The sequence below is a fragment of the Vibrio sp. SCSIO 43153 genome (genome assembly GCF_023716625.1).
GTDB lineage: Bacteria > Pseudomonadota > Gammaproteobacteria > Enterobacterales > Vibrionaceae > Vibrio > Vibrio rotiferianus.
Genome location: NZ_CP071856.1, coordinates 1,901,436 through 1,923,670 on the forward strand (window position 1 = coordinate 1,901,436; position 22,235 = coordinate 1,923,670).

General features: G+C 44.3%; 19 protein-coding genes. 11 read left to right on the forward strand and 8 right to left on the reverse strand.

Translation table 11 applies throughout. From position 1 onward, the window contains the following. Nucleotides 1–50: 50 nt before the first annotated feature. Nucleotides 51–1,586 carry a methyl-accepting chemotaxis protein gene (locus tag J4N37_RS24715; protein ID WP_252042693.1) on the reverse strand — a complete coding sequence of 512 codons (1,536 nt, stop codon included), beginning with the start codon at nucleotides 1,584–1,586 and terminating at the stop codon, nucleotides 51–53. Nucleotides 1,587–2,062: 476 nt separating this feature from the next. Here J4N37_RS24715 and nirB point away from each other — a divergent pair, with 476 nt between their 5' ends. The 4 genes from nirB to cobA all read left to right on the forward strand — a co-directional run bounded on the left by nirB (nucleotide 2,063) and on the right by cobA (nucleotide 7,036). Next, nucleotides 2,063–4,621 (forward strand): nitrite reductase large subunit NirB, encoded by a 2,559-nt coding sequence (gene nirB, locus J4N37_RS24720; protein ID WP_252042694.1) that lies wholly within the window; start codon nucleotides 2,063–2,065, stop codon nucleotides 4,619–4,621. A 14-nt stretch (nucleotides 4,622–4,635) separates the two neighbouring features. Continuing rightward, nucleotides 4,636–4,959: a nitrite reductase small subunit NirD gene (gene nirD, locus J4N37_RS24725; RefSeq protein WP_005473845.1), complete on the forward strand. Its 324-nt coding sequence runs from the start codon at nucleotides 4,636–4,638 to the stop codon at nucleotides 4,957–4,959. A 172-nt stretch (nucleotides 4,960–5,131) separates the two neighbouring features. Then, nucleotides 5,132–5,980 carry a formate/nitrite transporter family protein gene (locus J4N37_RS24730; RefSeq protein ID WP_252042695.1) on the forward strand — a complete coding sequence of 283 codons (849 nt, stop codon included), beginning with the start codon at nucleotides 5,132–5,134 and terminating at the stop codon, nucleotides 5,978–5,980. Between the two features lie 297 nt (nucleotides 5,981–6,277). Beyond that, nucleotides 6,278–7,036, forward strand: a complete 759-nt coding sequence (cobA, locus tag J4N37_RS24735; RefSeq protein WP_252042696.1) for a uroporphyrinogen-III C-methyltransferase — start codon at nucleotides 6,278–6,280, stop codon at nucleotides 7,034–7,036. 22 nt (nucleotides 7,037–7,058) lie between these two features. On the opposite strand, the gene J4N37_RS24740 is transcribed toward cobA, so the two are convergent. Next, nucleotides 7,059–7,499 (reverse strand): DUF4174 domain-containing protein, encoded by a 441-nt coding sequence (locus J4N37_RS24740; protein WP_252042698.1) that lies wholly within the window; start codon nucleotides 7,497–7,499, stop codon nucleotides 7,059–7,061. A 120-nt stretch (nucleotides 7,500–7,619) separates the two neighbouring features. Here J4N37_RS24740 and J4N37_RS24745 point away from each other — a divergent pair, with 120 nt between their 5' ends. Then, a complete protein-coding gene (locus tag J4N37_RS24745; protein ID WP_252042699.1) occupies nucleotides 7,620–8,108 on the forward strand; it encodes an NYN domain-containing protein in 489 nt (162 codons plus the stop codon). Between the two features lie 104 nt (nucleotides 8,109–8,212). Here the strand turns inward: J4N37_RS24745 and J4N37_RS24750 are convergent, their stop codons facing one another. Then, nucleotides 8,213–9,544 (reverse strand): anaerobic C4-dicarboxylate transporter, encoded by a 1,332-nt coding sequence (locus J4N37_RS24750; protein ID WP_010451687.1) that lies wholly within the window; start codon nucleotides 9,542–9,544, stop codon nucleotides 8,213–8,215. A 475-nt stretch (nucleotides 9,545–10,019) separates the two neighbouring features. Here J4N37_RS24750 and J4N37_RS24755 point away from each other — a divergent pair, with 475 nt between their 5' ends. The 3 genes from J4N37_RS24755 (at nucleotide 10,020) to J4N37_RS24765 (ending at nucleotide 14,800) form a co-directional block, all read left to right on the forward strand. Continuing rightward, on the forward strand, nucleotides 10,020–11,636 hold the full coding sequence (locus tag J4N37_RS24755; RefSeq protein ID WP_045388846.1) for a methyl-accepting chemotaxis protein: 1,617 nt from the start codon (nucleotides 10,020–10,022) through the stop codon (nucleotides 11,634–11,636). A gap of 162 nt (nucleotides 11,637–11,798) precedes the next feature. After that, nucleotides 11,799–12,539, forward strand: coding sequence for a siderophore ferric iron reductase (locus tag J4N37_RS24760; protein WP_252042700.1), 741 nt, complete (start codon nucleotides 11,799–11,801; stop codon nucleotides 12,537–12,539). 89 nt (nucleotides 12,540–12,628) lie between these two features. Further along, a complete protein-coding gene (locus J4N37_RS24765) occupies nucleotides 12,629–14,800 on the forward strand; it encodes a TonB-dependent receptor (protein WP_252042701.1) in 2,172 nt (723 codons plus the stop codon). A gap of 70 nt (nucleotides 14,801–14,870) precedes the next feature. On the opposite strand, the gene J4N37_RS24770 is transcribed toward J4N37_RS24765, so the two are convergent. Continuing rightward, nucleotides 14,871–15,059 carry a DUF2986 domain-containing protein gene (locus tag J4N37_RS24770; RefSeq protein WP_252042702.1) on the reverse strand — a complete coding sequence of 63 codons (189 nt, stop codon included), beginning with the start codon at nucleotides 15,057–15,059 and terminating at the stop codon, nucleotides 14,871–14,873. Nucleotides 15,060–15,131: 72 nt separating this feature from the next. Here J4N37_RS24770 and J4N37_RS24775 point away from each other — a divergent pair, with 72 nt between their 5' ends. Continuing rightward, entirely contained in the window at nucleotides 15,132–15,641 is a 510-nt protein-coding gene (locus tag J4N37_RS24775; RefSeq protein ID WP_038883169.1) for a GNAT family N-acetyltransferase, read from the forward strand. Between the two features lie 58 nt (nucleotides 15,642–15,699). Further along, complete coding sequence (locus tag J4N37_RS24780) at nucleotides 15,700–16,089, forward strand: nitrous oxide-stimulated promoter family protein (protein WP_010451695.1); 390 nt, start codon at nucleotides 15,700–15,702, stop codon at nucleotides 16,087–16,089. 31 nt (nucleotides 16,090–16,120) lie between these two features. Here the strand turns inward: J4N37_RS24780 and J4N37_RS24785 are convergent, their stop codons facing one another. Both J4N37_RS24785 and trxC read right to left on the reverse strand, forming a co-directional pair. After that, entirely contained in the window at nucleotides 16,121–17,281 is a 1,161-nt protein-coding gene (locus J4N37_RS24785) for an MFS transporter (RefSeq protein ID WP_010451697.1), read from the reverse strand. A 176-nt stretch (nucleotides 17,282–17,457) separates the two neighbouring features. Continuing rightward, nucleotides 17,458–17,892, reverse strand: coding sequence for a thioredoxin TrxC (gene trxC, locus J4N37_RS24790; protein WP_010451698.1), 435 nt, complete (start codon nucleotides 17,890–17,892; stop codon nucleotides 17,458–17,460). Between the two features lie 165 nt (nucleotides 17,893–18,057). Here trxC and J4N37_RS24795 point away from each other — a divergent pair, with 165 nt between their 5' ends. After that, complete coding sequence (locus J4N37_RS24795) at nucleotides 18,058–19,155, forward strand: ketoacyl-ACP synthase III (RefSeq protein ID WP_252042703.1); 1,098 nt, start codon at nucleotides 18,058–18,060, stop codon at nucleotides 19,153–19,155. A gap of 70 nt (nucleotides 19,156–19,225) precedes the next feature. Here J4N37_RS24795 and J4N37_RS24800 read toward each other — a convergent pair whose 3' ends face one another. Continuing rightward, on the reverse strand, nucleotides 19,226–20,551 hold the full coding sequence (locus J4N37_RS24800) for a DUF1501 domain-containing protein (protein WP_252042705.1): 1,326 nt from the start codon (nucleotides 20,549–20,551) through the stop codon (nucleotides 19,226–19,228). Between the two features lie 9 nt (nucleotides 20,552–20,560). Then, on the reverse strand, nucleotides 20,561–22,108 hold the full coding sequence (locus J4N37_RS24805) for a DUF1800 domain-containing protein (RefSeq protein ID WP_252042706.1): 1,548 nt from the start codon (nucleotides 22,106–22,108) through the stop codon (nucleotides 20,561–20,563). Nucleotides 22,109–22,235 lie beyond the last annotated feature (127 nt).

The following is a 22,235-nucleotide window of genomic DNA, read 5'->3' on the forward strand; positions in this document are numbered from 1 at the left end:
CGCGATGAACCAAAAAGAAGGGCCTTATATGATTCAGGCCCTTCGTTTCATTAGCGGTTGAATTGAGTCATTAAGCGCTGCATTGCTTCGATACTGTCGACGAGTTGACTGGTTCGCTCAATTGAAGTGTTTGACGTCTCTGATGTGTCGTCTGCTAACTGCTTGATGTTGATGACGTTTCGGTTGATCTCTTGTGTCACACAAGCTTGCTGTTCTACTGCGGTAGCAATTTGATGACTACTATCAGTTACAGAGTCAAGCTTAGCCGAAATCATTCGAAGAACTTCACCCGTTTGGTCAGCTCGTTCCTTGCAGTTATTCGACAGTTCATTACCTTTTTGCATTGCTTCGACCGCAAGGTTAGCAGTGTCTTGCAGTTGCTTAATCATAGAGTGAATTTCACTAGCAGAAGAGCCAGTCTTCGACGCAAGATTTCTCACTTCATCTGCAACGACTGCAAAACCTCGACCAGCTTCACCGGCTCTTGCTGCTTCAATTGCAGCATTGAGGGCCAGTAGATTAGTTTGCTCGGAAATTGCAGTAATGACTTCCAAAATGCTGTCTATTTTTTGGCTGTCATTGGAAAGCTGATTAATGATAGATTGCGAACGAGTAAGCTCCTCATCTAAGGCGTCCACTTCAGATATTGTCTGTTCTATGCTCGTTAAACCTTTCTGTGATTCAACATTTGCTTGTTCGGTTAGTTGAGAGGCGTCAGTAGCTGCCGTTGAAACTTCATTGATGGAGTTAGTCAGCTCTTCAACTGCGGCTGCGACTTGTTCAGTTTCGCTACATTGTTGCTGAAGGCTTTGACCAATACTCTGTATGGTGCCGAATTCATCTTCTGCTGATGCCAATATTTTCCCTGAAGTTTCACTCGCTCGACCTGAAACTGCTCTTAGCTCAGCTTTGCGCATCATTAAAGCCAACTCAATGCGTGAGTAGTCATCTTTATGATTCGTGTATGGGTACTCCATTAACTCATTTTCATACGCTTGCTTTGTTAGCTCAGACAGATCGTCAAAGCGTTTCTTTTGCATGAGAGCATTCCCGCAAAGCAGTAACGCAAGTAGAGCTGGTATTAGCAGTAACCAGTTTGCTGACATCACGCTTAAAGCGAGTAAGGAAGCCAGAAGGGCAGGTAAGCCAATAGCATTTATAAGGTGATACTTGAAGCGAGGTCTTACTTTCGCTTTATTGTGTGAGATTTGTTTGTAAAGGCTTTCTGCGCGTAGGATTTGTTCTTGGGAAGGCTTAGACCGAACCGATTGGTATTCAATCACGTTACCTTGAGGATCTCGAATTGGCGTTACAAATGCGGAAACCCAATAGTGGTGCTCGTTGTCACTGCATTGGTTCTTTACCAGCCCCATCCAGCTCTTACCAGCTTTGAGATATTCCCACATTTGTTTAAATGCGGCTTTCGGCATGTCTTTATGACGAACCATATTGTGAGGGTTGCCAATGAGTTCATGATCTTCATACCCAGCTATGTCACAAAAGTCACTATTTGCATAGGTGATATGACTGCTAGGATCGGTTGTGGAGATCAAGTTGGCAGCTTCGCTAAATTCCTTGTTGAGCATATTAGTCGTTCTATTTTTACTGTTGGTTAGAAGAGTTGTGCTAAAAGCAAGAACTCAGACTGTTGATTTTCAAGCAATAGTTTAGATTTGGAATGAAGATCAACATATGACACAAGTCAATTTGAGCAGATTATTTATAAACAAAAGTGAAAACTATGAAATCGATTCTTATTATTTGCCAAATCAATTTAATTAATATTATCAATTTCATTTTTGCCTGATTGGTGTCTCGAAAACGGCCTAGTTTGACGACTTTTACTTGATTTATTAAAAATTATTAACAGCCTAGTGAGGTGGTGACGGTTTACTACATAAATATGTGGCAAATTTACTGCTAAACCCTCTTGCAGCTAAGGTTTTTTATCATCTACCCCTTTAGGGTAGTTTGATTCCGTAATTGATTTACATCATGTATTAATTTTCTTTCACATTTAACAATGCGCTCAGTTATAAGAACCTAACCCTTAGGAAGTATTATGAGCAAGTTGAAGCTGGTCGTTATCGGTAACGGTATGGTAGGGCACCGTTACATTGAAGACTTAGTCGAAAAAACGGATGCATCTCAATATGAGATCACCGTTTTCTGTGAAGAACCACGTGTCGCTTATGACCGTGTCCACCTTTCTTCTTACTTTTCTCACCATACAGCGGACGAGTTATCTTTGGTTAAAGAAGGTTTCTACGAGAAGCATGGTGTGAATATGTTAATTGGCGAGCGTGCCATTAACGTAAACCGTGAGAAGCGTATCGTTCATTCAAGCACTGGTCGTGAAATTCAATACGACAAGCTGATTATGGCAACTGGCTCATTCCCGTTCGTTCCACCTATCAAGGGCCGTGAAAGTAAAGACTGTTTTGTTTACCGCACTATCGAAGATCTAAAAGCGATCGAAGCGTGCGCGAAGAAGAGTAAAGTCGGCGTGGTTATCGGTGGCGGTCTACTTGGTCTTGAAGCGGCGGGAGCATTGAAAGCGCTTGGCGTTGAAACTCACGTTGTCGAGTTTGCTCCGAAGTTGATGGCTGAACAGCTAGATCAAGCGGGTGGTAATCAACTTCGCCAAAAAATCGAGAACATGGGTGTTAAGGTTCATACGAGCAAAAACACACTTGAAATCGCTCCTGAGGGTAAAGATGCGCGTAATGTTATGCGTTTTGCCGATGGTACTGAACTAGAGACAGATTTCATCGTATTCTCTGCAGGTATTCGTCCACAAGATAAGCTGGCTCGTGACATGCAGTTGGATGTTGCACCACGTGGTGGTATTGCCATTAACGACTTCTGTCAGACATCTGATGAGAACATTTACGCGATTGGCGAGTGTGCTTCTTGGAATGAAACCTTCTACGGGTTAGTTGCTCCTGGTTACAAGATGGCAACGGTAGCGGTTGACCACATTGTGGGTAACGACAGCAAGTTCGAAGGTGCTGACATGTCAGCGAAGCTTAAATTACTTGGTGTGAAAGTTGGTTCTATCGGTGACGCTAACGGTCGTACTCCTGGTTGTAAGAGTTATGTTTACCAGAACGAAGAGCAAGAAGTTTACAAACGCTTAATCGTATCAGAAGACAACAAGAAGCTTCTTGGTGCGGTGATGGTCGGTGATACTTCTGACTACGGTGATCTTCTACAGTTAATGTTGAATGAAATCGACCTACCAGAACACCCAGACGCATTGATTCTGCCAGCTCATGCAGGCGCAGAAAAACCAACACTAGGCGCAGATGCTCTGCCTGATTCCGCGGTTATCTGTTCTTGCTTCGACGTGACTAAGGGCAAAATCGCTGAAGCTGTTGCACAAGGGCACCACACTATTGGTGACATCAAAGCGGTAACGGGTGCAGGCACAGGTTGTGGTGGCTGTATCCCACTTGTAACGTCAGTGCTAAACGCTGAGCTTGAAAAAGCGGGCGTTGAAGTAAAAGCAGACGTTTGTGAGCACTTTGCTTACTCTCGCCAAGAGCTTTTCCACCTAGTGCGTATCGGTGAAATTAAATCGTTTGAAGAGTTGCTAGAGAAACACGGTAAAGGCTACGGCTGTGAAGTGTGTAAACCACTAGCAGGCTCTATCCTTGCTTCTTGCTGGGGTGACCACATCCTCAAGCCATCTCTGGTTAAACTGCACGATACCAACGATAACTTCCTAGGTAACATGCAAAAAGATGGTACGTACTCTGTTATTCCACGTATGGCTGGTGGTGAAGTAACGCCACAAGCGCTTGCTGCACTTGCAGATGTTGCCGCTGAATACAACCTGTACACCAAGATCACAGGCGCTCAACGTATCGGTCTATTTGGTGCGCAGAAAGATGACCTTCCTGCAATCTGGAAAAAGCTAATCGAAGCAGGTTACGAAACAGGCCAAGCTTATGCGAAAGCACTGCGTATGGCTAAGACGTGTGTCGGCTCTACGTGGTGTCGTTACGGCGTTCAAGATTCAGTTGGCCTTGGCGTAATGATCGAGAACCGTTACAAAGGCATTCGTACTCCTCATAAGATGAAGTTTGGTGTGTCCGGCTGTACTCGTGAATGTGCAGAAGCGCAGGGTAAAGACTTGGGCATCATCGCAACCGACGCAGGTTGGAACATGTATGTTTGTGGTAACGGTGGTATGAAGCCTCGTCATGCAACGTTACTAGCCGGTGACCTAGACCAAGAAACACTGATCAAGTACATCGATCGATTCATGATGTTCTACATTCGTACAGCAGCACCACTACAGCGCACATCGGTATGGTTCGAAAACCTAGAAGGCGGTATTGATTACCTACGTGAAGTAATCATGGAAGACAAACTGGGTATCAACGAGCAGCTTGAAGCAGACGTAGCGAAGTTGGTTGAAGAGTACCGCTGTGAGTGGACTGACACTATCAACGATGAAACTCAGCTGAAGCGTTTTGCACACTTCGTGAACTCTGATGAACGTGACGACAACGTTATGTTCGTGACAGATGGCCGTGAGCAGCATCGCCCGGCTACATTCACTGAAAAACATCCTGAAGCGAAAGGTGACATCCTTCACGTAGAAGTGGTTTAAGGGGAGAAGAGATCATGGCATTTACAAAAGTTTGCAACATCGAAGACATCATCCCAGGTACTGGTGTAGTGGCACTGTTTGAGGGTGAGCAAGTCGCCATCTTCCGTCCACGAGCGACTGAAGAAGTCTTTGCAATCAATAATATGGACCCATTTTTTCAGTCAAATGTACTGTCACGAGGCCTGATTGTTGAACACGATGAGCAATTATGGGTAGCAAGCCCACTTAAGAAGCAACGTTTTAACCTAGCAACAGGTGCATGTATGGAAGATGAGCGCATGAGCGTGAAATCGTACAAAGCACGTGTCGCAAAAGGCAAAGTAGAGATCGCCGCGTAAATATTCAGCATAGCCCAAATAGTTGTCGCAGCAGCTAGGTGACTAATAAGAAGGCTATGGAGATTTAATAGCTTAAAGATTCGTTGTTTCTCAGTTGGGGAACAGAGGAACAGCGAGTCTTTCACTATTCAATTTCAACTTTTAACTTTCAATTTTGAATAAGGACACATTCATGTCTACAGACTTTAAACCTGCTGAATTCGTACAAACCATGATCAACGTGGGTGAGGCGAAAACCAATACCAGCACCCGCGATCTTATGCTTCGTGGTACTATGGCGGGTATCATCCTATCGCTTGCGGTTGTTGTAGCGATTACCACAATCGTACAAACAGGTGTTGGTGTTGTAGGGGCACTTGTCTTCCCAGTTGGTTTCGTGATTCTAAGCGTGATGGGTTACGATCTCGTAACGGGTGTTTTCGGTTTGGCTCCTCTAGCTAAATTTGCAAACCGTCCTGGTATCACTTGGGGTCGTATCTTCCGTTGTTGGGGGCTTGTAGGTTTGGGTAACCTAATCGGTTCTCTAATCGTAGCTTACCTAGTGGCAATCTCTCTAACAGGTAACTTCTCTCTAGAACTAAACGCAGTAGCGAAGAAATTTATCGCTGTTTCTACCGCACGTAGCCTTGGTTTTGAAAACATGGGTATGGACGGATGGATCACGTGTTTTGTTCGCGGCATCTTCTGTAACCTGATGGTGTGTCTAGGCGTTATCGGCAACATGACTGCACGTTCAGTGTCTGGCCGTGTAGCAATGATGTGGTTCCCAATCTTCATCTTCTTCGCGCTAGTATTTGAGCACACAGTAGTAAACATGTTCCTATTCCCACTAGGTATGATTCTAGGTGCGGATTTCGGTATTGCGACTTGGTTGAACTTCAACCTTATTCCAACCATCCTAGGTAACATCGTTGGTGGTCTTGTAATGACTTGTATTCCACTGTACCTAACTCACGCAAAAACTGCGCCTTCTATCAATGCAGAAGAAGAAGTAAAAGCAGAGCCTGTAGTGGCTAAGTAATCGAGGTTTATTGCCAATATTAGGTAATGAACGAGTCGGGACTCTCTTTGGACTTGAACTGAGAGATTCCCGACTACGCTCCTTCGTCGCTCTCGGGAATGACTCAAAAGGAGCAATTCAACAAAGACTGCTCATCTAATGCGATGAGAAGCAAAGCGATAAGTCTGTCATTTCCTAGATGGAGGAACGACAGAGTAGGAAATCTCGTTCCCATCTACAAATAAGCTATTTGGCTATAAAAAGCGCTTCTTTGCCAAGAGTCTCTCTTTATATCTAAATTTTTCGATAGGCGTTGATATGACTACTGTTAACTCATCTTTAAACAGCGGCTTTGTTTCTCTTGTTGGCGCAGGCCCTGGTGACCCAGACTTACTTACTGTAAAAGGGTTAAAAGCAATTCAAGCGGCTGAAGTTGTGGTGTACGACCGATTGGTGTCCAAAGACATTCTTGAATTGGCTCACGCATCAGCAGAGATGATTTATGTAGGCAAGAAATTAGACTTTCACTGTGTGCCTCAAGATCAAATCAACCAAATCTTGGTGCAAAAAGCGCAAGAAGGTAAGCGTGTAGTGCGTCTGAAGGGCGGTGATTCATTTATCTTTGGCCGAGGTGGTGAAGAGCTCGAAGAATTAGCTGAATTCGGTATCAAATATGAAGTGGTTCCGGGTATTACTGCGGCAGCAGGAGCAACAGCTTACGCGGGGATCCCATTGACGCACCGCGATCATGCTCAAAGTGTTCAGTTTATTACAGGCCATGTACAAAAAGATGGTCGCGAGATTGAATGGTATTCGCTAGCGCAATCTAACAACACACTTGTGTTCTACATGGGTTTGAAGCAAAGCGGTCATATCATGGATAAACTGATTACACATGGTTTGGACCCTGAAATGTCATGCGCAATCATTGAAAACGGCACGCGCCCAGAGCAACGCGTTTTCCAAGGTAAGTTAAATGAGCTATCGAGCATGGCGGAACAGGCTGTAAGTCCTGCGTTAATTGTGGTTGGCAGCGTAACGCAGCTGCACAACAAATTGGACTGGTTCGGCAAATAACGAAAGCCCTAACCGCTAAGTATTAAATGGCGCAAGGACTGCGTTTCTGTTGCATCTCTCTTTTCCGCATTGGCATTTGATCGATAAGACTATTGATGAATTGCCAATCGGTCTTTGCCCCCCAGCGGTGTTTCTCTTCGCCATCTTTACCTAGCAGAATTGCAGTGTGTTGACCTGCTTTGACGTCGTAGAGTGCGGCCAGCATTTTCAAATCGAACTCTTCTTTTAGCCAAGAAGGTTCAGTAAAGCCGTCTTCCGCTATGACCAAGGTGATGACGTCTCTATCTTCCAATTCGCATTCATTCATCAATGCTTCTAGCAAAAATTGCTTAACGTGATTGTCGTTTGCGGGGGCAAAATAGAGCACGCTACGATGTGGCCAGTATTGGGCATGTGCTGGATATCCAAATGCTGGACTTGATAAGAGGCATGAAAGCAACAGGGTCATGATCGTCTTACTCATGGCTTCACTCCTTGAAACGCGGATACCAAGTTATACGGTAAGTTTAGTGGAATTAGCTCATTGTGCTTTGGTTCAAAGTGGCATAGGGTATGCGACAAACAAATAAAGTGTATTAAGAAGATGAATTCGGATAGCAAACAAAAGATCGCAATCTTAGTCGACGTACAAAACGTCTATTACACCTGTCGTGAAGCGTACCGCAGCAATTTCGATTACAACCAGTTTTGGTATGTTGCAACACAAGGGAAAGAAGTGGTAAGCGCGCGAGCTTATGCTATTGCGAGTAACGACCCTAAGCAGCGCCAGTTCCACCATATTCTGCGTGGCGTTGGCTTCGAAGTGATGCTTAAACCGTTTATTCAACGCCGTGATGGCAGTGCTAAAGGGGATTGGGATGTGGGTATCACGCTTGATGCGATTGAAGTAGCGCCGGAAGTAGACGAGATCGTTCTTGTTTCTGGCGATGGGGATTTTAGTATGCTGGTGGAACGTATTCAGCAACGATTCAATAAAAAAGTTACTGTGTATGGTGTACCAAAGTTAACGTCTCAAACACTGATTGATAGTGCCGATCACTTCGTTGCAGTCGATGATGATTTTCTTCTTTAGACTCAACTAGCCATGTGGTTTCGAGAATAAAGAAAGGGCGAGTCACTTCAGGCTGTACGCAAACGTACAATGACTCGCCCCAAACTTTCTTACCTATGTTCGCTTTATGATGGGATAATCATTTGTCCTAACACGTAACCTAGGCAGCAAGCACCAATAACCCCAATCAAGCCCACAGACATGAATGAGTGGTTGAAGTACCACTTACCAATCTTAGTCGTACCCGACGTATCAAAGTTTACTGTCGCGATATCTGAAGGGTAGTTCGGGATAAAGAAGTAGCCGTAAACAGCTGGCATTAGGCCGATAAGCAGCGCTGGCTCCAAACCAAGACCCAGACCCACTGGTAGCATCATACGCGCTGTCGCAGCTTGAGAGTTCACCACAACAGACACAATGAATAGTGCTAGTGCGAATGTCCAAGGGTAGTTGGTTACCATCTCTACGATGCCTGACTTAAACTGAGGCATTGCGTATTGGAAGTAAGTATCTGACATCCAAGCAATACCGAAGATAGCAATCGCTGCCACCATACCTGATTTAAAGACAACGCCATTTGGTACATCACGTGGATCGGTTTTGGTCGCAAGTAAAATGATACCGCCAAAGCAGAGCATCATCATCTGAATAACCACTGCCATGCTGATTGGTTTTGCTCCGTCAACGATGGTACGTACTTCCGGCCACATCGCGATAACGACGATCACAAGAATTGAAAGAATGAACAGCAATACCGAGTTACGTGCGCTAGTTGGTAACACTTCGTCCAAAGACGTTGCGGTTGTATTCAAGATCTTCTCGCGCCAAACCGGATCTTTCAGACGCTCTTGGTATTCTTCATCGTCTTCAAGTTCTTTACCGCGTTTTAAGCTGTATAGCGACATCAACAAAGTACCGAACAAGGTTGCAGGTACCGTCACAAGTAGAATCGACAATAGTGTGATTTCGTGTTGAATGTCAGACAGTTGCGCTAGGTAATAAACCACGGCTGCTGAAATTGGTGACGCAGTGATAGCAATTTGCGATGCAACCGATGCCGCTGCCATTGGGCGTTCAGGGCGAATACCGTTTTTCAAAGCAACGTCGCCAATGATCGGCATGATGGAATAAACCGCGTGACCAGTACCAAGTAAGAAGGTCATAGAATAGGTTACAAAAGGAGCAATGAGAGTCACACGTTTTGGGTTTTTACGTAAGACACGTTCAGCGACTTGCAGCATGTATTTTAAGCCACCAGCGGCTTCAAGAATGGATGCACAAGTGACCACCGCTAGGATGATAAGCATAACGGTGACGGGTGGAGAGGTTGGCGGCATTTTGAAAATGAAAACTTCAATCACCAAACCAATGCCAGAGACGACACCAAGACCAATGCCGCCATACCGAGAACCGATATACAGCATCACGAGCAAAAAGAGAAACTCAAGATACAACATGTTTAATTTCCTTATTAGAAACAGGGACATCTATTGTTTCTATATTCAAGGAAAAAATACTTTGCCTTGTTCACATTCCATTTTATAAGAAACGTTAATGTTCAGTTATTTGGGACAGTTCACGCTCAGAACGAAAAGTGTTATCAGGATGATATCTAAGGTTTGCGTAAGCTTATTTTGCTTCAACATCATTTGTTAACATTCGCGCAAAATGTGACCGCGGGGTGCTGTTCGATAAAGTTAATAGAATGTTTTGTTGTCTTTTATCTAAGACATAAATTTATCAATAAGTGACTGTTTGGTAATATATAGTCCAGTTTTTAATGACTGTATGTTATATGGGTGTGAGCCATTAGAGTATTTAGATACTTCGCGGTAACAATTTTCTTAAAGATTGATATGCATCAGGAATTTATGCGTTCAATTTAATAGATTCGGTCTACGTCAGTAAAAAATATAAACAAAAGGCTAGTCTATGAAATTGAGTAACCTCTCTATCAAATATAAGCTCTTATCACTCGTCGTCTTTTCTGCTCTTCTTCTTATCGCTTCATGTGCGTATAACCTGAATGAACAAAGAAAGTCCTCGTTACAAGAACGAGAGAATAAACTGAGTGCACAAGTAGAAGTTGTGGTTAATTTACTGAGCTACTATTACGAGCAGAGACAAACCATGGGTGAAGACGCAGCGAAGCAAGCAGCGATCGGCGCGATCACCAAAATGCGATACGACGCCAGCAACTACTTTTGGGTCGTCACACCCACTCTAGAAGTTGTGTTGCATCCAACAAAACCAGAATTAAATGGTGTCGATGCGAGCAGCTTTAGAGATGGTGCAGGCAAGTATCATTGGCGCGAAATGGCACAGATCGCTAAAACGACACAATCAGGATTCTTAGATTACCAATGGAAAAGCCCTCAAGGAGACTTAAAAGACAAGATCTCGTATGTGAAACTTTTCCCAGAATGGCAATGGATTGTTGGCTCAGGAATTTTAGTCGCCGACATTCAAGAGGTGTTTTACGCTAATGCGATAAAAGAGGCGGTAGTTGCATTCGTGCTTATCATCGCGTTGACCGCTTTGGGCTATGTTATTTCGAGCAATATTGTTGAGCCTCTACAACGCCTAATTAAAAACACTCATAAGATCGCCGATGGTGATTTGACAGTACGCCTAAATGCGAGTCGTAAAGATGAGCTAGGTGAAATGAGTAATGAAATTGACCGTATGTTAGAGCAGCTACAAGGTACATTACTTGCTGCCCATGAATCGGCGCTGCAATCATCAAATATGGCACAGAGTATTGCTCAAGCGAGTGAAGAAGCCGCAACAAGTGTAAATAGCCAACATGCGCAGTTAGAGCTTCTTTCTACCGCCATGACTGAAATGAGTACCACTATTGCTGATGTGGCCAATAACGCAGAAAACACTGCTCATAGCACTTCACTTGTAACCACACATGCTGAGCAGAGTGGTAAGGCGATGGAGCAGACCGCGACGACGATTTCTGATGTTTCAAGAGAGATCGCATCAGCCGATCAGTTGGTAAGTGAACTGCAAGCTGGGGTTAATGATATCCGCGCGGTAGTTAGTGTGATCCGTGAAGTTTCGGAGCAGACCAATTTACTTGCCCTGAATGCTGCGATAGAGGCGGCACGAGCTGGAGAGCAAGGTCGAGGATTTGCAGTAGTTGCCGACGAAGTGCGCAATTTAGCAAGTCGTACTCAGCAATCGACAGATGAAGTTCAACAAACGATAGACTCGCTCATTGAACGTACAGATCGCACTGTAAAAGCAATGGAACGCAGCAACGCTAGAGTGGAGGAGAGTGTTGGTATCTCACAATCTACTCAACACCAGTTGGGAGACATGGTAGAAGAGCTTGTTCGCTCAAACGACATGGTCTCGCAAATTGCCGCAGCGTCAGAGCAACAAGGGTTAGTTGCCAATGAAATGACGGAAAATGTCAGTACGATTCATTTAGCTGCCAATGAAGTTAAGCATGCTTCTCAAATGCTTGCTGAAGAAAGCCAACATTTAGCGGCCGCTTCAGAGGTACTGCACGACCAACTGAAGTACTTTAAAGTATAGAAAACAGCTGGTTAAGCCCCAGTTAAACTGGGGCTTTTAGTACCTTCGGTAGTTTGCTAGGCCACTAACGTGATAAAATGCAAGTAATATTGATAATTGTTTGCATTACTAGCTTTGCATGCGTATAACTCTGTTCAAATCTAAATACGATTAAGAACATTGATGTCTACTCAGTTTTTCCCACAACTCTTCCATTACTCAAAAGAAGTCACCCCTTTTTTACAAGGCAGCATAGGTGAGATTGATGCCAGTGCCATCCATATCGATAACAATATCAACCCAATTGTCCAGTCTCTTTATGAGTCGCTTTCTCACGCCCATCCAGAGGCGGGCAAAGCTTATTGGCTTACCAGAACTTGGGATCTACTATGTTGGCAACCTATGTTTGTTGCTTTCATTTCTATCTATGGATTTCATACGTTGCCGCGCTTAAGGGGTATGGGGCAATATGTGCAAGATGGGTTTGTCACTGGTTATCGTTTTGAAGATGAGCAGCATATTCATGGTGATATCGAAGAATTGATTGTCGAGGCGGGTAAGCAAATACGTGAACTTTATGACTTTTACCAACTTCAAATGAGTGAATGGATACGTATTCGACCGGGTTTTACTCATCAATTGATGTCAGATGGCGTGATGGCATGCTTGATACGCCTCCAACAGCACTTCCCTCAGTTTAGTAATGACATCATCCATGCCCACGGAATCCTTTGGCTACAAGCTTTAGGGTTGGATGTAGGTAATGTTTCATCTTTGCATAAGCTTACCGAAGATCAGCCCCTAAAGCTCGTTCGCAAGAGTTGTTGTCTCGTGTATAAATGTGAGGGAAGGGAGCTATGTAAAGACTGCCCAAGGACAGAAGGAAATAAGCGGCTAGTGAAATCAAAAAGCCTTTCTTATTAACAATTATTAAACATATGTAACAGTGCTAGATCTGCTGTTGAGAATGAGTATTATTGTCGCTTCTTTTGGTTTATAAAAAGATAAAGACAATGATAAAAAGGAAGTTCTCTCTAAATCTCATCGTGCTCGCGATGAGCAGTGGCTATGCATTTCACGCACTCGCTGACCAACCGAACCCAAACAAACAAAGCAACACCGATGAACAGATGGTTGTTGTTGGCAGTATTATGCCTAAGTCAATTTCTGACATTCCAGGCACGGTATGGTTTGTTGACCAAGAACAGATCGCTCAACAATACCGAGCAGGTAAAAGCCTTGGTGACATCTTATCAGCGACCATCCCTTCATTAGACGTTGGTACTGGTGGTCGCACTAACTACGCGCAAAATCTTCGCGGTCGTGCGATGTTGGTGATGATCGATGGGGTGTCGTTACAGTCTTCACGTCCCATTAGTCGCCAATTAGATGCCATCGACCCATTTAATATTGAACGCATAGAGGTGCTTTCTGGTGCAACTTCTATTTATGGTGCTGGTGCAACGGGCGGTGTCATTAACATTGTTACCAAGAAAGCGACGTCGGATGAACTTTCTTTTGAAACCTATGTAAGTGGTACAACTGGCTTTAATAACAGCGATGATTTCGATTACAAAGTCGCGCAATCTGTATCTGGCGGTAATGAACAAATTACTGCTCGCGGCTCAGTAGTCTATGGTGAAACTCAGGGTTTCTATGATGGGAATGGTGACATTGTCACTCCAGATATTTCTCAAGGCTCTTTACAATACAACTCAACGCTCGATGTAATGGGTTCTGCGGAGATTCAAACGTCAGATGAAAGCCAACTAAGCCTTATTGCACAATACTACGACAGTCAGCAGGATTCTCCTTACGGTTTGTATATTGTGGGACGAGACTTCGTTGATGTACGTAAGGGATTTGAATCTGACCGTGAACAAGGCACAGAGCGTATTTTACTGAGTGCCAATTACAGCCATGATTCTGTATTCGGACACCAATTGATTGGCGAACTTTCTTACCGAAGCGAGAATCAAACTTTCACGCCTTACTTTCAGAGTGCCTCTCAACAAGAAACCGAAGTATTAGCAGGGCGTTTAGCACTTGCTAAAGGCTGGGATGCACTCAATTTAGTTTATGGTGTTGATGCGTACCTTGACCGTTTTGATAGCAACCAGGCGTTGTTTGACCCAACTATCGCGAATGACTCAGGTAACTTGGTTAACAAGACTTATGCGCAAGTAGGGCGCTACCCAGGCGTCGATGTTTCATCATATGCTCTGTTTATTCAAGGTGATTACGAGATAAATGCCGACTGGTCTATTCAGGCGGGTTACCGTTACCAGTACATGAATAACAAGATCGATGATTTCGTCGCTTACAGCGTACAGAAGAAGATCGCTGCAGGAACAGGAACATCTGCAGATGCCGTCCCAGGTGGCAGCACAGATTACTCGGTAAGTCTTTTTAATCTAGGCACTATCTATGAGCTGAATGATGACTCACAAATCTGGGCGAACTTTTCTCAAGGCTTCCAACTGGCTGACCCAGCGAAATACTATGGACAAGGCAGCTACGATGCACCGGATGCAAACGGCCATTACGCTCTGAAAGACAGTATCAACGTATCTGATTCGAAACTCTCCGGTATTAAAACGGACAGTTATGAGCTTGGTTACCGCTTGGATACAGATTCATTATCACTGCAAGCGGCAGGTTACTATTCGCAGTCCGATAACTCGATCAAATACGACCGTAAAACCTTGTTGATCACCAGTGTGGATGATGAGCAACGCGTATATGGTGCGGAAGCGAACATCAACTATTGGGTGACGAGTGATATTTTGCTAGGTGCTTCGGGCCACTATGTTGTGTCTGAACTTAAGACCGATGGCAAGTGGGAAGATTTAAGTGCTGGTAAGGCGAGTACGTCAAAGGCAAACGCGTGGGCGGCTTGGTATCAAAACGACTATTCTTTGCGCCTACAAAGTCAAACCATGTTTGATTACAAAGATGAAGCCGACAACAAGCTAGATGGCTACACTACGTTCGACTTACTGGGTAACGTAATGCTGCCAGTTGGCCAACTTGGGTTCGGAATCCAAAACTTATTTAACGAGGATTACACCACGGTGTGGGGACAACGTGCACAAATCCTATATGCGAGTCACTATGACTCAGCTGCTTATGACTACAAAGGAAGAGGTCGTACGTTCACGCTTAACTACAGCCTTAACTACTAAAAGTCTGTATCTGAGATACAAGTAAGCACGTTAAATTTGGATAAATAAAAGCCGCGTTGTGCGGCTTTTTTTATGCTTCGTCAGCAGGCTGGGTTACTTCAGTTCCTTCTGAAGCTTGCGCAGCGGCTTGCTCTTCTGCTTCCATTTTCGCACGCTCAGTTTTAGAGATGTAACGTGGCTTGTTGCTCTTATGAAGCTTTGCGTTTTGCTTTTTCAACTTCGCTTTTAAGATCGAATTGATTTTCTTCTTGCGGTTCATGGTGTTGGTCCTTTAATTTAGCGGGGCAGGATAGTGATTTTTCCGCCAAGTTACAACCCTAATGGATTCCCTATGAAAACACTTACAACCGAGCGACTCACACTGCGTCTTGTCAGTGTAGAAGATGCACCGTTTATTTTAGAACTCTACAACCAACCCGATTTTTATCGTTTCGTCGGTGATAAGCAAATTCGTACCTTAGACGAAGCCAAGCGCTATATCCAAGAAAACATGCTTCGCATGCAAGAGCTTAAAGGGGTTAGCTTGCTGGTGGTCGAAACCAAGCATGACCAACAGCCAATTGGTATCTGTGGCTTGGTCAAGCGCGATACATTAACCGCGTTTGATATTGGTTATGGCTATTTACCAAGCGCGTATGGCAAAGGTTACGCGAGTGAAGCAGCGAGTGTTGTCGTGGATTTTGCCCGTGAGGATATGAAAATAGAAAACTTGGTTGCCATCACTAATAATGACAATATACGTAGTATAAGTTTGCTAGAAAAATTGGGATTTCAGTTTGAGCGCATCGAGCAGACCTACGATAATGGTCGGAATTTACAGCTTTATACCATGAAGTTGTAACTCGATAAGCCGTAACTAAAGTAGTTGCAGCTAAAGGCGATTTAGCTAGAGGAAAAGAATGAGCGACATTTTATTGGGGAAGCTCGCCACAGAGTTTAAAACCGTCAAGGCGATGGTAGAGATCTATTGCAAAGATAACCATGGCACGAATGGTGAGTTGTGCTCAGAATGTCGCGGATTATTAGAGTATGCGGAAGTTCGGCTTGATCGTTGTCCTTACGGAGAAGAAAAGCCGACTTGTAATAAATGCCCAATTCACTGCTACAAACCGGAACCTAAAGAGCAAATGCGACTTATTATGCGTTACTCCGGGCCTAGAATGTTGCTTAAGCACCCAATTCTAGCAATTCGGCATTTAGTACACGAGAAACGTGATGTTCCGGAAAAGCCTGCTGCTAATGCTTCGAATCGCCATAAGCGGATGGAAAACAAAAAACGAGGGTGCTAGACCCTCGTTTTTGTATTTTGCTTCGCAGATATTACAGCCCTGCGGCCATTTGGTGCTTTGATTTGGTTGCTGCGATTAGCATGTAGATACAAGTCGCAAGCAGAGCGGCGAACAAGTAACCCAACAAGCCGTGCATCTGACCCATGAATTTATCAGCAACCACTGGGCCAGCTACTGAACCGACGCTGTAACTGAACAACATAACTTGCGTTGCAGATACGATGAAACGCTCGTCTAATCCTTCGCAACCTAAGTTAATTGCGATTGGGTATAGTGCAAAAGTTGCCATACCCAACAGGAACAGTGCCGCTGCAAGTACTACCGCTGATGAAGATACAAAAGTCAGGCCGATAGAGAAAATACCTAAGATACAGAAAAACGCCATCAACACAGTACGTGCCATGTACTTGTTTAATGCTGTAACCATAGGTTGAACAAGCATGCCCCCTAGGATCACGAGCGCCATCAATGTACCGATGTCTTGGTGGCTGATCTTACGGTTTGCGAGTTCTACTGGCATCAGGCCATAAATCGCACCCAAAGTTAGGCCTGAAACAATACAACCAATGATTGCAGCGTGACTTAGTTTAGAAATCTGTTTGAACGATAATGCTGTTGATTCATGGCTGTTTGGTTGTTCGCAATCAATGAACAGCAAAACCAGTATTGCCATTAGGATCAGTGTAGTGATCGCGACAAAAGGAACACCGCCGCTTACTCCTAGGATACCAATACCAAACTGACCAAGAGCAGAGCCACCGTATAAAGACAGCATGTAAAGGCTCAAGCGTTTTGCTCTAGAAGATTCATCACCGGACATTAGCCATGATTCCACAATCACAAACACGCCTGCAACTGCCATACCCGCAATGAAGCGCGCAACAAGCCATACGATACCATTTGGAACCAATGGAAGTGCGACGATGGTGAATGAGAAAGTCGCTAGGCAGCCGACAAATGCTTTACGGTGGCCCACACTACGAACAATACGTTCAAAGAAAATAGCACCAACTAATAGACCGCCATAGAACACACTCGCCAACCAACTCGCGTAATCAGCAGAGATGTTGTATTCACCAAGCATAAGAGGGATCAAGCTCATCAAATAGCCTGATGCCACTGCATAAAGAGACAGTGCTACAACAGGAACTGTGACTCGTGGTGATGTTGCAGGAATGGCTGTGTTTTCCAATGTTTTGCGCCTATAAGTTAAGTAAAAATCAGGGGTTATTCGGCGCGAATATGAGGCTAATTAATAGGCAAGTAAAATGATATATTTAAGTCGTTTCGACAAAAGATATTTATCGATATTCTATGAGGGAATGCTGCATAAAAACGCCAGCCTAAGAGTTAGGCTGGCGAAGAGATTTATTTGCTAAGTGCTTGATTTAGCCATTGATCAAATTGAGTTTTTGGTAGGGCACCATTGATCATGTCAACACGCTGACCATTCTTAAAAACCATAATCGTTGGAATACTGCGAATACCGAACTGCGCCGCTAATTGTTGTTGCGCTTCGGTATCAATCTTGACAAAACGAGCGTTTCCAGCCTGTTCTTGCGCGACATCCGAAAAAACAGGAGCAAACCCCACACATGGATTGCACCATGGTGCCCAGAAATCGACCACGACTGGCGTGTTGCTTTCTAGCAGCGCTGAGAAATTATCGACAGTGCCTTCTATTGGGGCACCATCAAATAGAGCATTCTTGCATTTACCGCAGCTTGCAGCTTCCGCAACTCGCTCATTAGGGACGCGATTTAAACCGCCACAAGACGGACAACGAGTTTTAAACGATGACATGACTTCTTCCTTTATGACAACTTCATGAAAACATGACTTACCAGTCAGCCTCATAATTTGTATACTTCTTTTTTAGCCTGCCGATATATAAGACGGCAAGTCTGTATTTGGACCCGAACAGGTTCTAAGAAATTTCATTAAAATACAACAATAAATAGGTCTGCGATGACAAATTACTACGCTGAAATTACCGGTTGGGGAAAATGTCTTCCACCAGCCACGCTCTCTAACGACGACCTTAGCACTTTCCTTGAAACTTCAGATGAATGGATTCGCACCCGTACTGGTATCGAAAACCGTCGCATTAGCCACGTAAACACGTCGGACATGGCAACGATAGCCGCGCAACATGCAATGGCACGTGCAGGTGTAGAAGCGAGTGATATCGACCTTATCATTGTTGCTACATGCTCTCCTGACTCTCTTATTCCAAACATTGCTTCTAAAGTTCAGCAAAACCTTGGTATTCGCTCTGCAGCGGCTTTCGACTTAAACGCGGCATGTACTGGCTTTGTATACGGCCTTGAAACAGGTACACGTTTGATTCAATCAGGTAACTACCGTAATGCAATAATTATTGGTGCTGAACGTCTCTCTTTCTACATTGACTGGGCAATGCGTGATACTGCGGTATTGTTCGGCGATGGTGCAGGGGCCGTAGTTCTGACTCGTACAGAACAAGAAACAGGCCTACTGCAATCGCAAATTGGTTGTGATGCAAAAGGGCGTGACATCCTTTCTGTGCCTAAGTTTGGCACATGCATGGATCGTTTTGCGGAAGACAACGGTTACTGGGATTTCAATTTTGTAGGTCAAGAGATCTTCAAACGTGCCGTAAAAGGCATGGGTCTAGCGGCGAAAACGGTTTTGAAAGCTTCAGAGCTAACCACAGATCAAATCGACGTGGTAATCCCGCACCAAGCGAATATCCGTATCATCCAAACGCTGTGTGACCTTTCAGGTATTCCACAAGAAAAAGCTTTTGTGAACATCCAAAACTACGGCAACACATCAGCAGCGACAGTGCCAATTGCACTGTGTGAAGCGCTAGAACAAGGCCGTGTTAAGCCAGGCGACAACATGCTATTAGCAGCGTTCGGTGCTGGCCTAACATGGGGTGCGGCGGTACTGAAATGGGGTGACCGCGTAACGCCTATTGCTGAAAGTGACGCAGCGCTACCAGAAAGCGATAAGACAGCACTTGAGCTTTTAGAGCGAGCAATCAAGTTGTGTAACGAACGCCCTCGCGGTGAAGGCGCGTAAACGAAGCAATACATGCGATAAACAAATGGGAGCATTTTGCTCCCTTTTTTGTCTTTTGTGTTTTGGTAAATTAAGCCATAAAGCCTAAGTTCGATGTCGAGAAATTTCGAATGTTAGGGAATACGTAATCTAGTGCCGCGCCATCACTGATCCCCATCCACTGAGCCAAAGTAGCACCGACTTGGTCTGCGGCAATCTTAGGAATTAACCGACCTTTGGAGTAATCATCTTCACCACCTAATACTAGTTCAGGCCAAGTACCAATTGGTTGAGTGCTTTTTACTGCCCCTCCAATGACGAGCTGATGCCCACCCCAACCATGGTCAGTGCCGTTACCATTGCTGGTCATTCTTCTGCCAAAATCAGACATGGTAAAGGTAGTTACGCTGTCACTAAGTCCTTGTTCATCAAGGGCTTGATATAGAGCACTGAGGTTTTCCGAAAGATCTTTTAGAAGCGAAGGATGTTTTGTTAACTGAGCATCATGCACGTCATAGCCAGTATGTTTAACAAAGAAGATTTGTCGTTGTTGTGACAGAGAGCTCTGGCGTGAGATTAGCTTAAATACCATATTAAGCTGTTTCCCTAAGCTTGATTTACTAAACCCTGCAACTGGCTCGACGGATTTAAGCTCACTCGCTAAAAGTTGGCTCATCAACATAGATTGCTCTGTCATCGTATTGAAATGGTTACCGAAAAGACTTGCAGGTTTAATGGCCTGTATTTTTGCGTATGCCTCGTTGAAATCACTTTTATGAATTGCTGTTAGTTGAAGTACCCTGTCTTGTTTTAAAACCGTCTGTGTATGGTCGACAGATCTGAGCCATAGAGAATCTCCATGGATACTATATAACGGTGTTACATCAGCCTGTGAACTCAATACATCCAACATTCTTCCGGCCCAGCCTAAATTTGAATCAACGGGCATTCCACCGGATAACCAGCTATTCCTTTGAGAGTTATGAGAAAATAAGTGAGTAGGGAGTACATCCTTGTCTTGTTCTATTTCAGACTTGCTCAGAGGGCGTTCAAGAATACCACTGTTTAAAACGACGTTAGCATCACCGCGTTCGAACAGGGGCTGAAGTGCTGAAAGGCTTGGATGTAAGCCCAGAGGGACTTCATTTCCATAATTATCGGTGGCAGTTAAGTGAGTTGAGAGAATCGTATCTCGCTCTACAGCCAAATTACTTCTCACCGCTTTATACGCTTGATAATGGGAATCAGACAGAGGTAGTACGGTGTTAATTGCATCGTTTCCGCCGGACAAATATACACAAATCAGCGCTCTGTAATCATTACTTGGTGAGGCAAGCGTCAGACTCGGCAAGCCCAAGGATGCTAGGACGCTAAGGGAGGCAGTGCTTTTCAATAGGTTTCTTCGAGATATATCCATGTTGAGCTCCTAATCTTGAACAAAGAATTCTTGGCTAGATAACACGGTAAAAAAGGCCAACGACAATTTGGTTTTGGCAACGTAATTGGATTTGTAGGCATCTAAAACGTTGAGCAGAGTCTCTTTGAGTTCAGTTGATGCGTCACCACCAAGCAGTCGTTGGTCGATTAATGTAACGAGTGCTGGATGATCATCAAGCAGTTGGTAGTACTCATTAAGTGCCAGAGCATGAGTCCTTCCGCCATTTTGGCGTATTTCGTTGTACATTGTGTTCACCACATCGGTGTAAACAGACCAATCAAGCAGTTCAAACTCAGGGGCCACTAAACCCGCATTGCTAAATGATGTAGAAGGCACATAATCTGGAGAATAGAAATTGAAAACGCTTCGCGAGCGTAATGCGCCTTGGTTAGCTGAGTTCATTAGGCCGACAGCACCGTAATAGCGATTATCGATTGGCTCAAACCCTAGAGCACGGTGAAAGTTCATAAAAACTATAATGGGCTCTTTTAATTTAATAGGTTGTACCGTGCTTAAGCCTAAGGCTTCGGGATCAGTCAATATCGCACTAACAACCGCGCCTAAATCGCCTTTTGTCCCGCTACCGTTGTCATTAAATACCGACGCAACTCGCTCGACATAGTCAGGTGTTGGATTCGATGTTACTAAGCGTTGTATTAGTTGTTTTGACACGAAAGGTGCAATATTGTCATGGGCCATTAAAATATCCATGACTAGATTTAGTTCATCATCGGCGTTCAAACCGGAAGGAATCGTGCTCCCAAGAAAAGCTTTTGAGCCATCGTCATGGCGCCAGTCAACAACACGCATCGGTTTTGTAAAAGCGCTATCTGATTTCAACCATCCCGTTAGTGAACGAGCTAACTCTTGCACATCTGACTGGCTATAGGTAGGAATGGCGTTTCCTGCGGAGTCTCGTTTCTTTGTACCATCCAGATTCAACTCATATAAGCCAATAGTAAATAACTGCATAAGCTCCCTGGCATAGTTTTCATCGGGTAGGGAGCCAGTCGTATTATCTGCTTTTTTACTTCCCATCATCGAGAGGTAGCTGCCCATAACTGGATGTGTGGCCGTTTTATAAAGTAGATCCCGATAATTACCGAATGCGTTTTCAACTAAAAGATCGTAGTAGGTCACGAGTCCTAGGGCTTTGCCTGAAAGGCTGTTTCCATACCTAGACACTACGAGTATTTGACTTAGTGCGAACGCAGTTCGTTGTCTTAATTGATCTTGAGACGTTACTGAAATTTGATACCAAGAATTTTCTCTATTTGCTTGGGCTCCTCGAGTAAATGGAGTTTGATACAAGTTTATGTGGAGAGTGGGTGGATAATTGAGTTGATTCTCTAGCCAAAGGTTTAAGCCTTGCGACTCAAGCTGCGCTCTACTCTGAGGAGTAGGCCCAAAAGTCGCTTGATATAGTGTGCGCGTAATCTGTTGCTGTGTTAATTCAGCCATAACGGGTTGCATGGAACCAACTGAAAGCACGAAGAAGAAAAATAGGGTTAAGTGATATAGTTTCTGACGTTTCATATAAACTCTCTTACCTACGTATAGCCGTATGGGAGTGAGTGACAATGAAAGAGCAAAATCGTTTGAGCTAATTAAGAAAAAGCTAACATACTGTTTCAAAGCGAGTATAGACAAACTAAAGCGGAGA